The sequence below is a fragment of the Streptomyces subrutilus genome (assembly GCF_008704535.1).
Taxonomy (GTDB): domain Bacteria; phylum Actinomycetota; class Actinomycetes; order Streptomycetales; family Streptomycetaceae; genus Streptomyces; species Streptomyces subrutilus.
This window is the reverse complement of record NZ_CP023701.1, coordinates 3,124,376-3,137,960: the sequence shown is the minus strand read 5'-3', so window position 1 is coordinate 3,137,960 and position 13,585 is coordinate 3,124,376. Positions and strand designations below refer to the sequence as shown.

Sequence of the window (13,585 nt, the reverse complement as noted above, 5' to 3'; positions counted from 1 at the left end):
CCCGGCCCGGGACCGGCTGTCGGTCCCGCCCCCTAGACTCGGAAGGCGATGAGCAGCCTCTTTGACGACAGTTTCCTGGCGGACCTCACCCCCTCCGACGAGGTCCCCCCGCCGCCCGAGGATCACCCCGCTCCGGAAACGGGCGCGGACGATCTCTTCGGGGGCCGGTTCGACGTGCCGATGAGCACGGACGCGTACTACCGGGACGGCGCCCCCCGGCCCGTCATCGACCCGGCGGCGCTCCTGGACGGCCTGAACACGGAGCAGCGCGCGGCCGTGGTGCACGCCGGCTCGCCGCTGCTCATCGTGGCCGGCGCGGGCTCGGGGAAGACCCGGGTGCTGACCCACCGCATCGGGCACCTGCTGTCCGCGCGCGGCGTCCACCCCGGCCAGATCCTGGCGATCACCTTCACCAACAAGGCCGCCGGCGAGATGAAGGAGCGCGTCGAGGGCCTGGTCGGCCCGCGCGCCAACGCCATGTGGGTCTCCACCTTCCACAGCGCGTGCGTGCGCATCCTGCGCCGCGAGTCCAAGCGCCTCGGCTTCACGTCCTCGTTCTCGATCTACGACGCGGCCGACTCGAAGCGCCTGATGGCGCTCGTCTGCCGCGATCTGGACCTGGACCCGAAGAAGTTCCCGCCGAAGGCCTTCAACGCCAAGATCTCGAACCTGAAGAACGAGCTGATCGACGACGAGGCCTTCGCCGATCAGGCGGCCGACGGCTTCGAGAAGACCCTCGCCCAGGCCTACGCGATGTACCAGGGGCGGCTGCGCGAGGCCAACGCGCTCGACTTCGACGACATCATCATGACCACGGTCCACCTGCTCCAGGCGTTCCCGGACGTCGCCGAGCACTACCGGCGCCGGTTCCGGCACGTCCTGGTCGACGAGTACCAGGACACCAACCACGCGCAGTACACGCTCGTGCGCGAGCTGGTCGGCACCGGCTACCCGGACCTGCCGCCCGCCGAGCTGTGCGTGGTGGGTGACGCGGACCAGTCGATCTACGCCTTCCGCGGCGCGACCATCCGCAACATCCTCCAGTTCGAAGAGGACTACAAGGACGCGACGACGATCCTGCTGGAGCAGAACTACCGCTCCACCCAGACGATCCTCTCCGCCGCCAACGCGGTCATCGAGCGCAACGAGAACCGCCGCGCGAAGAACCTGTGGACCGAGGCCGGCACCGGGGCCGTGATCACCGGCTACGTCGCGGACACCGAGCACGACGAGGCCCAGTTCGTCGCGGACGAGATCGACCGGCTGACGGACGCCGGCGACGCCAAGGCCGGCGACGTCGCGATCTTCTACCGGACGAACGCGCAGTCCCGCGTGTTCGAGGAGATCTTCATCCGGGTCGGCCTGCCCTACAAGGTCGTCGGCGGCGTCCGCTTCTACGAGCGCAAGGAGGTCCGCGACGTCCTCGCGTACCTGCGCGTGCTGGCGAACCCGGAGGACAACGTCCCGCTCCGCCGCATCCTGAACGTGCCCAAGCGCGGCATCGGCGAGCGCGCGGAAGCGATGATCGACGCGCTCGCGATGCGCGAGAAGATCACCTTCCCGCAGGCGCTGCGCCGCGTGGACGAGGCCTTCGGCATGGCCGCCCGCTCGACCAACGCGGTCAAGCGGTTCAACGTGCTGATGGAGGAGCTGCGCACGATCGTCGACTCGGGCGCGGGCCCCGCGGTGGTGCTGGAGGCGGTCCTGGAGCGCACGGGCTACCTCGCCGAGCTCCAGGCCTCGACGGACCCGCAGGACGAGACGCGGATCGAGAACCTCCAGGAGCTGGCGGCCGTGGCCCTGGAGTTCGAGCAGGCGCGCGAGGCCGCGGCGGCGGAGGCGGCCGAGGCGACGGCGGACGGGACGACGGCGGACGGGACCGACGACGCGGCTGCGGTCGGTGTCGCCGAGGGCGCCGCGGACGGGGCGGGGGCGCAGGACGGTGGCGTCGGCGCGGCCGATCCGGCCGGTGCGGCGGCCGCGGCCGCCGGGCCCGGGACGCTGGCCCAGTTCCTGGAGCAGGTCGCGCTCGTCGCCGACTCCGACCAGATCCCGGACGAGGAGACCGAGGGCACGGGGGTCATCACGCTCATGACCCTGCACACCGCCAAGGGCCTGGAGTTCCCGGTGGTCTTCCTGACCGGCATGGAGGACGGGGTCTTCCCGCACATGCGCGCGCTGGGCCAGACCAAGGAGCTGGAGGAGGAGCGGCGCCTCGCGTACGTCGGGATCACCCGGGCGCGCGAGCGGCTGTACCTGACCCGCTCCTCGATGCGCAGCGCGTGGGGGACCCCCTCCTACAACCCGCCGTCGCGGTTCCTGGAGGAGATCCCGGCCGAGTACCTGCAGTGGAAGCGCACCGGCGCCTCCCAGAAACCGGCCGGACCGATGCGCTCCGGTTATGGTTCGGGCTCCGGATCGGGTTCCGGCGGCGGCAAGGCGACGTTCGGCACGTCCCCCGAGTCGTTCCTGTCCTCGTCGCGCACGAAGACGGGACCGTCCGGCTTCGCCACGCGCCGCGCGGCCGACAAGCCGGTCATCGCGCTGGCGGTCGGGGACCGCGTGACGCACGACCAGTTCGGCCTGGGCACCGTCATGGAGGTCAGGGGAGCGGGCGCGGACGCGCAGGCCACCATCGACTTCGGCGACGACAAGCCCAAGCGGCTGCTGCTGCGCTACGCGCCGGTGCAGAAGCTCTAGCGCGACGCGAACCGCCCGCGGCGACAGCCGCGGGCGGTTCGGGTGGGCGGTTCGGGTGGGCGGGGAGGAGCGCGCGGGGCGCGGTTACGTCGGGTCCAGGCCGTGGCTGCGCAGCCACGGCAGGGGGTCGATCGCCGCTCCGCCGCCCGGCCGCACCTCGAAGTGCAGGTGCGGGCCGGTGGAGTTGCCCGAGTCGCCGGAGTACGCGATGACCTCCCCGGCCTTGACCTTGCCGCCCCGCAGCTTGGTGCTGCTGAGGTGGCAGTACCAGGTCTCGGTGCCGTCGGGCGAGGTCACGATGGCCATGTTCCCGTAGGCGCTGTTGAACTGGGTGCGCACGGTGCCGTCGGTGGCGGCCATGACCGGGGTCCCGTAGGAGACCGGGAAGTCGATGCCCGTGTGCACGGACATCCACATGCCGCCGGCCTGGCCGAAGTTGGCGCTGAGTCCGTGCCGCGCGACGGGGATGGCGAACTTGGGGCGGGCCGCTTCCTTGGCCGCGGCCTCCTCCGCCTTCTTCTTCTTCTCCTCGTCCTGGCGCAGGCGCAGGTCGATGCGCTCCTGCGTGCGGCTCGCGCGGTCCGCGAAGTCGCCCGCGTCGGCGCTGAGCGCGGCCAGCTGGGTGTCGAGCTTGGTGTTCGCAGCGACCGGCTTCACCGAGGCCGGGTCGGGCGCGGCCATCGTGGTGGTGTCCTCGGAGGGCTGGTCGTTGCCGGTGAGCCCGCCCACGGAGGCGGCCGCGACGCCCGCGATGCCCATCACGCAGGCCGAGGGCACGGCGACGGTCAGCAGGGCGGAACGCTTGGCCGGCGTGCGGCGCCGTCCCGCGCCGCCGGCGGCGCTCGCGGCCTTGGGCTCGGAGGCGGCCTTCGGCGCGGCCTTGCCCTTGGCGGCGGTCCGCCGGGAGGCGCGCGGGGCCGCCGGGGTCACCGGCATGGCCTGGGTGGGCATGTCGTGGACCAGGGGCGGCGCGACGGGGCCCGGCTCGTCGGTGAGCACCTCGAAGACGGCGGTCTCGCTGTACTCGGCGTACGGGGTCCCGGCCGCGGTGTCGTGGCCCGGCGCGTCGTAGCCGTAGCCGTCGGGGGCCCCGTAGGCGTAGGTCTGGGAGAGCTCCTGCTGCGGGGCCTGCTCGTGCGCGGTCTGCTGGTGCGGGAGCTGCTCGTGCGCGGTCTGCTGGTGCTGCTGTTCGCCGTACCCGTGCTGCTGGTGCTCGTACGCGTAGGCCGGTTCGGGCTGCGCCGGGGCCGGAGCGGGGGTCTCGGCGACGGTGTTCCAGGCGGTGGCGTCGTAGGCGCCGGTCTCGGTGCCGGTGGTGCCGTAGCCCGGCATCGCCCAGTGGCCGCTCTGTTCGCCCGAGGTGTCGTATCCGAATGAGACGGCCTGCTGCGGGTACGCGGCCTGGTAGCCGGAGGGGTCCGCGTAGTCGGCCCCCGGGGTGGTCCACGCGCTGGCGTCCCACTGCCCCGTCGTGTCCTCGGGGTGGGCCTGGGCGGGGACCGTGGACAGGTAGGGGTCCTGGGCGGTCCATGCGGTGGTGTCGTAGGCGCCGGTCTCATAGGAGCCGTACGGCGCGTAGTTGACGCCTTGGCCCTGCGTTTCATAGGAAACGTAGGGCGATTCACCAGCGAAATTGGTGGTGGCAAGGTCCTCGTACCCGGGATCCGGATACTGGCCCGACGGGGGGCGGTCGTTCACCAACTTCTCTTTCGCCTCGGCAGTGGGGGCCTGGGTGGCCGGGGAACACGGGGTTCACCGGAGGAGAGCAGTGGCGTGACTGTACCCGCCGGTTACTCGCAACGACAATCTTCGACCGGTTTCCGTCTCTGCGGAACCGGGCATTCGGCCGTCTTTCGGTCGCCGAAGGGTGCAGCCTTGGCCTTGAGTTCGATATTCGTTCGACTGGGGGTCGGTATTCGGCTACGCGACGGAGGCGGCGTCCGGGGGTCCGGCGGCGGTGGTGGCGGGCGGGGTGGTGGCCTGGGTGGGCGGGACGGGTGCCGGGTCGGCGACCTCGGTGCGGGGTGCCGCCACCGGTTCGTCGAGGGTCCGCCGGACGGCCGCGATGACCGCGGGATGGGCCGGGAGCGCGAGATGTCCGATCCCGGTGACCTGCACGTTCTCCACGCGCAGGTCCGGGTGTTCGAGCCGGGCCGTTCCGACGGGGGACATCACGGCGTCGAACTCGCTCCAGAACGCCACGCACCGGGTCGCGCAGCCGGGCGCCGGCCCGGCCAACTCGGCCAGCACCTCCGAGCCGGGCCGCATCTGCCGCACGAGCGGGTGCGCGTCCATGAACGGGGCGACGCGCGTGCCGGCGTGCGGAGTGCCGAGGGTGATCAGGGTCCGGACGCGCGCGTCGCCGCCGAGCCGCTGCACGAAGTAGCGCCCGACCAGCCCGCCGAGGCTGTGGCCGACCAGGTCCACCCGCTCCCGGCCGGTGCGCTCGCACAGTTCGTCGACGCGCCGGGCGAGATGGCGGGCGGTCACGCGCAGGTCGCGGGTGAAGGGCGAGTAGTTGTACGCCTCCACGTGTCGCAGGCCGTCAGCGCCGAGGGCGCGGCGCAGCAGGACGAAGACGGACCGGTTGTCGGTGAATCCGTGGAGCAGGAGCACCGGCGGCCGGGACGCGGGCGGCGCGGCGACGGCCTTCTCCCGCTTCTCCTGGCGCACTCCGGTGGGGTACAGCAGCAGGTGCCCGCCGAGGACGACCACCTCCAGCGCGCCCGCCCGCAGCGCGGCACCGGACAAGGGTACGGACAGCGCCATCGACGGCCTCCCCAGAACCTCGCGGGACGCCGCCGGCCGCGCACCCGTGCCGGGCGGCTGTCGGCACGGAGGCGCGGCCGGTGAACAACGCCGTCCCCCGTGTGATTTCCCCCTCCCGGTTCACCGCGAAACGGTGGCGTGCGCGATGCTGTACTTAACGTTCGTTCACTCGGGAGGCAGTGCGATGGGTGTGACCGGTCCGATCCGTGTGGTGGTGGCCAAGCCGGGTCTCGACGGCCACGACCGCGGTGCCAAGGTGATCGCCAGGGCGCTGCGGGACGCGGGCATGGAGGTCATCTACACCGGCCTCCACCAGACCCCCGAACAGATCGTCGACACCGCGATCCAGGAGGACGCCGACGCCATCGGCCTGTCGATCCTCTCGGGCGCGCACAACACGCTGTTCGCGCGGGTCCTGGAACTGCTCAAGGAGCGCGAGGCGGAGGACATCAAGGTCTTCGGCGGGGGGATCATCCCGGAGGACGACATCGCTCCGCTGAAGGAGAAGGGCGTGGCGGAGATCTTCACCCCGGGCGCGACGACGACGTCGATCGTGGACTGGGTCCGCGGCCACGTCCGCCAGTAGCCTCCCGGCGGGTCGGACTGCTGCGTCGGCTGCCCCTGCTGCCCCTGCTGCGTCGGGCTCGGGCGGGTGCCGCTGCCTGCCGTGTCGGCTGCGCCGGGCTCGCTCCGGGGTGTATGCCCGGACGGTCCCGGGCGTGCGCCCGGCGGGTCGGGGCCGGGTCGAGCCGGGTGCTGCGACCTCGGGTGCGCCGGCTGCGCCGGGCTCGGGCGGGTGCGGTCTGCTGCCGCACCGGCTGCGCCGGGCTGGCTCTTGGGCGTGCCGCCCGGACGGTCCCGGCCGTACGCCCGGCCGGGTGTGCCGGGGCCCGGGCGGGGCCGGGGCGTGCTCGGTCGGCCGATCGGAGCCCGGGGATTCGGGGCGTTCGGTGGGGGGCGGGGCGCCGGGGCGGCAGGGTGTCGGCTTCGGCGGCAGGGGTGCAGGGCGTGCGGGGTGCTTCCGGCCGGGGTCCGGTCAGGCCGGGGTGAGTTCCGCGAGCATCGTGGCACGCAGGCGCAGGGTCGCCGCGAGGCGTTGGAAGGCCTCCGACCAGTAGGCCGCGGCTCCGGGGGACGCGTCCGGCGGGTCCTGCGCGGAGGCGGTCAGCGCCTCCAGGAGACCGGCCTCCGCCGGGTCGAGGCAGCGTTCGGCCAGGCCCATCACCCCGCTGAAGCTCCACGGGTAACTGCCCGCCTCACGGGCCGACTCCAGCGCCTCCACGACCGCCCGGCCCAGCGCCCCCGCCCACGGGACCACGCACACCCCGAGCAGCTGGAACGCCTCCGACAGGCCGTGGGCCCGTATGAACTCGGCGACCCACTGCGCTCGTTCGCCGTCCGGCAGGGTCTCCAGCAGCTTTGCCCGCTCCGCCAGCGAGGCCGTGCCGGGGCCGGCCGCCGGTGACGCGGACGGCGGGCCCAGCAGCGCCCGCGACCACCGCGCGTCCCGCTGGCGCACCGCCGCCCGGCACCACGCCGCGTGCAGCTCCTCCGCCCAGCCCTCGCCGGCGGCCACCGGCAGCGCCACGATCTGCGCCGCGTCCAGCCCCCCGAACCGCTCCCGCCAGCAGGACAGCGGCGCGGACTCCACGAGCTGGCCCAGCCACCAGGCCCGCTCGCCGCGCCCGGCCGGCGGACGCTCGACCACTCCGTCGCGCAGCATCCCGGCGTCGCACTCGGCCGGCGGGGTCACACCGTGCGGGCCGACGCAGGCCAGGGCGCGGCCCGCCATCCGTCCCGCCAGCGCCGACCGGGTCAGGGCGGAGAGGAGTTCGGCGGCGGTCGCCCGGACGTTGCGGCTGCGGTCGTCGAGCGCCGCCTCCAGGAACGGTTCGTCCGCGTCGGACAGGCCCTGCCGCAGCGAGTCCAGGAACATCAGCCGGTCCTCGGCCCGTTCCGTGGTCCAGGTCGTGGCCAGCAGCCGTTGCGCGGCGGCGGGCTCGTGCGCCCGGACGGCGCCCAGCAGGGCCACCCGCTCCGCGAACAGCCCCTCCTGCCAAAGCCGCTCCACCCCCGCCGTGTCCGTCACCTCCGGCAGTTCCCCGGCTCCGCCCGCTCCGCCGCGCAGGGCGAACCGCCACTCCGGGTTGAGCCGGGCCAGCCACAGCCCGCGCGTCCCGGCCAGGGCCAGGGCCTCGGGGCGCAGGTCCGTACGGGCCCGGGCCGCGTCCAACAGCGCCGGGACCAGTGCCTCCGGTGCGCGGTAGCCGTGCCGTCCGGCCGTGGCCAGCCACTGCGGCAGCAGCTCCGTCAGGTCCGGGGCGGACCCGCGCCCGCTCCCGCCGCTCCCGCCGGCCCGGCCGGCCAGGAGCTGCGCGAGCCGGCGCCGCGCCGCCTCGGGCGGCTGCGGGCGCGGGTCCCGCGGTGCGGGACCGGGCCGGGCCGCGGCCGTGGCGGGCCGCAGGCCGGCCCGGCGCCGTACGGCGTGCACGGCGGCAGCGTCCAACAGCGACTCCGGAGAGCCGGCGGGGCCCGCGCCCCGCCGCCGGTCGGTGCCCAGCAGCGCGGCGCCGACCAACTCCTCCCACTCCCCGTACCCCTCGTCGGGCTTCTCCATCGGACCCCTCCCTCTCTCGGTACCGGCGCCCCGGTCCCGCCCCCTCCGCGGGACCGGGGCGCCGATGTGCCCGTCTTCCGTCCGTCCGTCAGCTCAGCTGGCGTGGTTGTCGTTCACAAAAGCCCCCCGGCCTTCTCGTGTTCCCACGGCGGCGCCCCCGCGCCCCCGCGCCCTCCCCGCACGGCGTCCGCGCCGTGCCGATCCCCTTCCCGCCGCCCCTGCGTGACGGCATACGAGCCCCCAGGCCCCCTGCGATCGGTGTGTTGTGCCGGCCCCCCCGTCCGACGGATGTCAGACGAGCGGAACCGGCTCGATGGAATCGGGCCGCCAGGCCGTCAGCGGAGTGAAGCCCCGATGGCCGCACTCGCCGAACACGGTCACCGGGCCCCCGCCCGACAACGCGGCCAGTTGCCACAGCCCCCCGCGCGAGCGGCTGCCCGCCCCGGTGAGCGGCACCGGCAGGGCGTACGCACCCTGCGCGTCCGCCAGTTGCCAGCCGAGCTCGCCCGGTACCGGCACCACGGGGCCCAGCACCACCGGCCAGGACTCCAGCCACGGGTCCTCCCGCAGCGCCGCCCCGTACGCCTCCAGTGCCGCCCCCGTGCTCACCCCCGGCGGTACCTCCGTGCACGGGGCCGCCGCGGCGAACCGCTCACCGAGGTCCCCCCGCAGCCCCGCCGACCCGGGCCGGAAGCGAACCTCCGCCTCCAGCACCAGCCCCACCGGCAGGGCCAGCCCCGGCGGCCGCCCGGGCGGGCCGAAGTCCAGCACCATGGCGGGCCGCCCGCTCCCCAGCCCGCGCAGCCATATCCGGCGGGTGGTGAGCCGGCCGTCCGGCGACACCGAGTCGTACTGGGCCAGCACCAGCCAGCGGTCCCGTACGGCCTCCCCCTCCCCGGAGGCCGGCAGTCCCACCCGGCTGCGCACGGTCGCCGCCAGCCCATCCGGCAGCGCTTCCACCCCGAGCCAGGCCCGGTCCAGCAGGTGCAGCAGCGCCGCCTCCTCAAGCATCCGGGCGGGCCAGCCGGGCCCGCAACTGGGTATCGTCCCCAACTCCCGCACCCGCCCCGCCAGTCCGGGCGCCTGTGCGTCCACCATCCGGGCCGCGGTCTCCTCCCAGCCCGCGTGTCCCGCCCGCTCCTGTCCGGCGAGGCCGGCGCGCAGCAGGTCGGACAACCGCTGCTCCAGCTCGGTGACGCCCGCCCCGATGCGCGCCGCCCGCCGCTCGGCGCGCCGCCTGGCCCCCTCCGCGTCCGCCGGCCCGCCCGCGGCGGCCGCCGGACGGGCCGCCTTCGCCGTGCGCTCGGCGAGCCACTGCGCGGCCCAGTCCGGGGCCTCGCCCGGCTCGCCCACCCCCTCGGCCGACCAGAGCAGCAGCAGCCCCAGCGCGTGCTTGCACGGGAACTTCCGGCTCGGGCAGGAGCACTTGTACGCCGGCCCCGCCAGGTCCACGACCGTGCGGTACGGCGTGCTGCCGCTGCCCTTGCACAACCCCCATACAGAACCGGAAGCGGAACCTCCGATCTGTGACCACGGCCCCGCCCCTCCGAGCCTGCCTCCCGCCTTGCGCGAGGCGGCGTCGGGAGCCAGAGCCAGTACCTGTTCCGCCGTCCAGCGGACCCCCTGCTCAGTCATGGGAACCACCGTACGTACCGCCACTGACAATCGCTCTGACCAGCAACAACGTTGCGAACAAGGCCCGTTGTCAGTGGCGTGGTGCACCGTGGGAGCAGCAGTCGGGGAGCGGCTGCCGAGCATTGGAGGGGGACCATGAGCACGCCCGAGAAGACCACCGGCACCGAGCCGCTGCGCCCGCACGCCGAAGACGCCTTCGCGCACGAACTGAAAGCCCTCGAAGCCGCCGACGACCGGCCCCGCCCGACCCGCTGGAAACTCTCCCCCTGGGCCGTCGCCACCTACCTCCTCGGCGGCGAGCTGGCCGACGGCACGGTGATCACACCCAAGTACGTGGGACCCCGCCGGATCGTCGAGGTCGCCGTCACCACCCTCGCCACGGACCGCGCCCTGCTCCTCCTCGGCGTCCCCGGAACCGCCAAGACCTGGGTGTCCGAACACCTCGCCGCAGCCGTCAGCGGCGACTCCACCCTGCTCGTCCAGGGCACCGCGGGCACCCCCGAGGAAGCCATCCGCTACGGCTGGAACTACGCCCGCCTCCTCGCCCACGGCCCCAGCCGCGAAGCCCTCGTCCCCAGCCCCGTCATGCGGGCCATGGCCGAGGGCATGACCGCCCGCGTCGAGGAGCTCACCCGCATCCCCGCCGACGTCCAGGACACCCTGATCACCGTCCTGTCCGAGAAGACCCTCCCGATACCGGAGCTCGGCCAGGAGGTGCAGGCCGTCCGCGGCTTCAACCTGATCGCCACCGCCAACGACCGCGACCGCGGCGTCAACGAGCTCTCCAGCGCACTGCGCCGCCGCTTCAACACCGTCGTCCTGCCCCTGCCCGCCACCGCCGACGCCGAGGTCGACATCGTGGCCCGCCGCGTCGACCAGATGGGCCGCGCCCTCGACCTGCCCGCCGCCCCCGAGGGCCTGGAGGAGATCCGCCGCGTCGTCACCGTCTTCCGGGAGCTGCGCGACGGCGTCACCGACGACGGCCGCACCAAGGTGAAGTCCCCCAGCGGCACCCTGTCCACCGCCGAGGCCATCTCCGTGGTCACCGGCGGCCTCGCCCTCGCCGCCCACTTCGGCGACGGCGTCCTGCGCCCCTCCGACGTCGCCGCCGGCATCCTCGGCGCCGTGATCCGGGACCCGGCCGCCGACCGGGTCGTCTGGCAGGAGTACCTGGAGGCCGTGGTCCGCGAGCGCGACGGCTGGAAGGACTTCTACCGCGCCTGCCGGGAGGTGACCGCATGAGCCCCGCCGCACGGGGGCCGCTGCTGCTGGGCGTACGGCACCACGGGCCCGGCTCGGCCCGCGCCGTGCGGGCCGCCCTCGACGCGGCCCGCCCCGCCGCGGTGCTCGTCGAGGGACCGCCCGAGGGCGACGCGCTGCTCGAACTGGCCGCCGACCCCGGGATGCGGCCGCCCGTCGCGCTGCTCGCGCACGCCGCCGACGACCCGGGCCGGGCCGCCTTCTGGCCGCTGGCCGAGTTCTCCCCCGAGTGGGTGGCCGTCCGCTGGGCCCAGCGGGCGGGCGTACCGGTCCGGTTCATCGACCTGCCCGCCGCCCACTCGCTGGCCGCCGGCGACGACCGGGAGCCGGACGAGGACGGCGCGGCGGACGCGATACGGCTCGACCCCCTCGCGGTGCTGGCCGAGACCGCCGGGCACGACGACCCCGAGCGCTGGTGGGAGGACGTCGTCGAGCACCGCGGTACGGGCGAACGACACGATCCGCTCGGCGCGTTCGAGGCGCTCGGCGAGGCCATGACCGCCCTGCGCGAGGCCTGCGGCGACGGCGGCCACCGCCGCGACCTGGTCCGCGAGGCCCACATGCGGCAGCGGATGCGGGCCGCCCGCAAGGAGTTCGGCGACGCCTACGCCGTGGTCTGCGGCGCCTGGCACGTGCCCGCCCTGCGCACGAGGACCACGGCCGCCGCCGACAGGGCGCTCCTCACCGGCCTGCCCAGGACCAAGGTCGAGACCACCTGGGTCCCCTGGACCCACCGCAGGCTCGCCCGGGCCGGCGGGTACGGCGCCGGGATCACCTCCCCCGGCTGGTACGCGCACCTCTTCGCCGCCCGGGACCGGCCCGTGGAGCGCTGGCTGACCAAGGCCGCCGGACTGCTCCGCGACGAGGACCTCCAGGTCTCCTCGGCACACGTCATCGAGGCGGTCCGGCTCGCCGACACCCTGGCCTCGATGCGCGGCAGGCCGCTGGCGGGGCTGACCGAGACCCTCGAAGCGGTACGGGCCGTGATGTGCGACGGGTCCGACGTGCCGCTCGCGCTGATCGAGGACCGGCTGGTCGTCGGCGACGTGCTCGGCGCGGTCCCGGACGCCGCGCCCGCGGTCCCGCTGATGCGCGACCTGACCCGGCGGCAGCGCGCGCTGCGGCTCAAGGCCGAGGCGCGGGACCGGGAGCTGGAGCTGGACCTGCGCGAGGACACCGACGGAGCGAAGTCCCTGCTGCTGCACCGGTTGCGGCTGCTCGGCGTCGACTGGGGCACCCCCACCGCCTCGCGCGGCAGTACCGGCACCTTCCGGGAGACCTGGCGGCTGCGCTGGGAGCCCGAGCTGTCGGTACGGGTCGCCGAGGCCGGCATCTGGGGGACCACCGTGCTCGCGGCGGCCACCGCCAAGGCCGAGGCGGACGCGGCGGCCGCCGGAGAACTCGGCGAGGTGACGGCGCTGGCCGAGCGGTGCCTGCTGGCGGGACTGTCCGACGCGCTGCCCGCGGTGCTGCGGGCCCTCGCCGACCGGGCCGCCCTCGACACCGACGTGGCCCGGCTGGCCAGGGCCCTGCCCGCGCTGGCCCGTTCCCTGCGCTACGGCGACGTACGCGGCACCGACGCCGCGGCGCTCGGCACCGTCGCGGCCGGGCTGGCCGAGCGGATCTGCGTGGCACTGCCCCCGGCCTGCGCCGCCGGACTGGACGCCGACGCGGCCGCGGAGCTGCGCGGCCACGTGGACGGGGTGCACGGCGCGGTCGGGCTGCTCGCGGACGCGGACGAGGGGCTGCGGGACCGCTGGTCCGCCGTGCTGCGGACGCTCGCCGGCCGGGACACCGTGCCCGGCCTCCTGCGCGGCCGCGCCGCCCGGCTGCTCCTCGACGAGGGGCGGCTGCCCGCCGAGGAGACGGCCCGGCTGATGGGCCTGGCCCTGTCCCCGGCCGCCGCGCCCGCCGACGCGGCGGGCTGGATCGAGGGATTCGCGGGCGGCGGTAGCGGCGGCGGCACCCTGCTGGTCCACGACGACCGGCTGCTGGGCCTGATCGACACCTGGCTGGTGGGGGTGGCGGAGCGGGCGTTCACGGACGTACTGCCCCTGCTGCGGCGCACGTTCGGGGCGTACGAGCCGGGGGTCCGGCGGACGCTGGGCGAGCTGGTCCGCCGCGGCCCGGCCGGCCCCGGCCCGTCGGCGGCCCCGGGCGCGGCCCCCGAAGGCTTCGCGTCGGAGCTGGACCCGGAGCGCGCGGACGCGGTCGTGGACCTGGTCCGGCTGCTGCTCACCGCCGCGGCGGCCCGGGAGGAGGCGGCGGCCGTGCCGGGCTGACGGGCCCGCCGGGCGCGGGCGCGCGGGGGAGCAAGGGGCCGTCGCGGGACGGGGGCCGCGTGCGGCCCGGGCCGTCCACGGCCGGTGCGCGTCCCGGTGGACGGATCGGCGGGCCGACGGGCCTGCGGCGGGGTGACGGGTGGACATGACGGACGAGCGACGAGGACAGGGGGACGGGCAGATGACCGGCAACGGGCGGACGACCGGCAGCGCGGGGACGGCCGGCAGGGGCGGCGGCGCCGCGGCGGCGCTGGGCGTGGCGGCACCGGGTACGGGTACGGGTGAGGCCGCGGCGGGGGTCGGCGGCGCGGACGCCGCCGGC

General features: G+C 75.3%; 8 protein-coding genes. 4 read left to right on the top strand and 4 right to left on the bottom strand.

Annotated features, from left to right (window positions below; genetic code table 11):
• The first annotated feature begins 48 nt into the window (after nucleotides 1-48).
• Entirely contained in the window at nucleotides 49-2,700 is a 2,652-nt protein-coding gene (locus CP968_RS13470) for an ATP-dependent DNA helicase (protein WP_150518260.1), read from the top strand.
• 84 nt (nucleotides 2,701-2,784) lie between these two features.
• Here CP968_RS13470 and CP968_RS13465 read toward each other — a convergent pair whose 3' ends face one another.
• Nucleotides 2,785-4,398 (bottom strand): M23 family metallopeptidase, encoded by a 1,614-nt coding sequence (locus CP968_RS13465; protein WP_150518259.1) that lies wholly within the window; start codon nucleotides 4,396-4,398, stop codon nucleotides 2,785-2,787.
• Between the two features lie 222 nt (nucleotides 4,399-4,620).
• On the bottom strand, nucleotides 4,621-5,469 hold the full coding sequence (locus CP968_RS13460) for an esterase/lipase family protein (RefSeq protein WP_150518258.1): 849 nt from the start codon (nucleotides 5,467-5,469) through the stop codon (nucleotides 4,621-4,623).
• A gap of 184 nt (nucleotides 5,470-5,653) precedes the next feature.
• Between CP968_RS13460 and icmB the strand changes: the two genes are divergently transcribed.
• Nucleotides 5,654-6,055, top strand: a complete 402-nt coding sequence (gene icmB, locus CP968_RS13455) for a coenzyme B12-dependent isobutyryl CoA mutase small subunit (RefSeq protein ID WP_150518257.1) — start codon at nucleotides 5,654-5,656, stop codon at nucleotides 6,053-6,055.
• Between the two features lie 450 nt (nucleotides 6,056-6,505).
• Here icmB and CP968_RS13450 read toward each other — a convergent pair whose 3' ends face one another.
• Together CP968_RS13450 and CP968_RS13445 are read right to left on the bottom strand one after the other, a co-directional pair.
• Nucleotides 6,506-8,086, bottom strand: a complete 1,581-nt coding sequence (locus CP968_RS13450; RefSeq protein ID WP_150518256.1) for a DUF5691 domain-containing protein — start codon at nucleotides 8,084-8,086, stop codon at nucleotides 6,506-6,508.
• Nucleotides 8,087-8,377: 291 nt separating this feature from the next.
• Nucleotides 8,378-9,721 (bottom strand): SWIM zinc finger family protein, encoded by a 1,344-nt coding sequence (locus CP968_RS13445; protein ID WP_150518255.1) that lies wholly within the window; start codon nucleotides 9,719-9,721, stop codon nucleotides 8,378-8,380.
• Between the two features lie 135 nt (nucleotides 9,722-9,856).
• Between CP968_RS13445 and CP968_RS13440 the strand changes: the two genes are divergently transcribed.
• Both CP968_RS13440 and CP968_RS13435 read left to right on the top strand, forming a co-directional pair.
• Nucleotides 9,857-10,963 carry an ATP-binding protein gene (locus CP968_RS13440; protein WP_150518254.1) on the top strand — a complete coding sequence of 369 codons (1,107 nt, stop codon included), beginning with the start codon at nucleotides 9,857-9,859 and terminating at the stop codon, nucleotides 10,961-10,963.
• Entirely contained in the window at nucleotides 10,960-13,263 is a 2,304-nt protein-coding gene (locus tag CP968_RS13435; protein ID WP_150518253.1) for a DUF5682 family protein, read from the top strand. The genes CP968_RS13440 and CP968_RS13435 overlap by 4 nt, the downstream gene beginning before the upstream one ends.
• Nucleotides 13,264-13,585 lie beyond the last annotated feature (322 nt).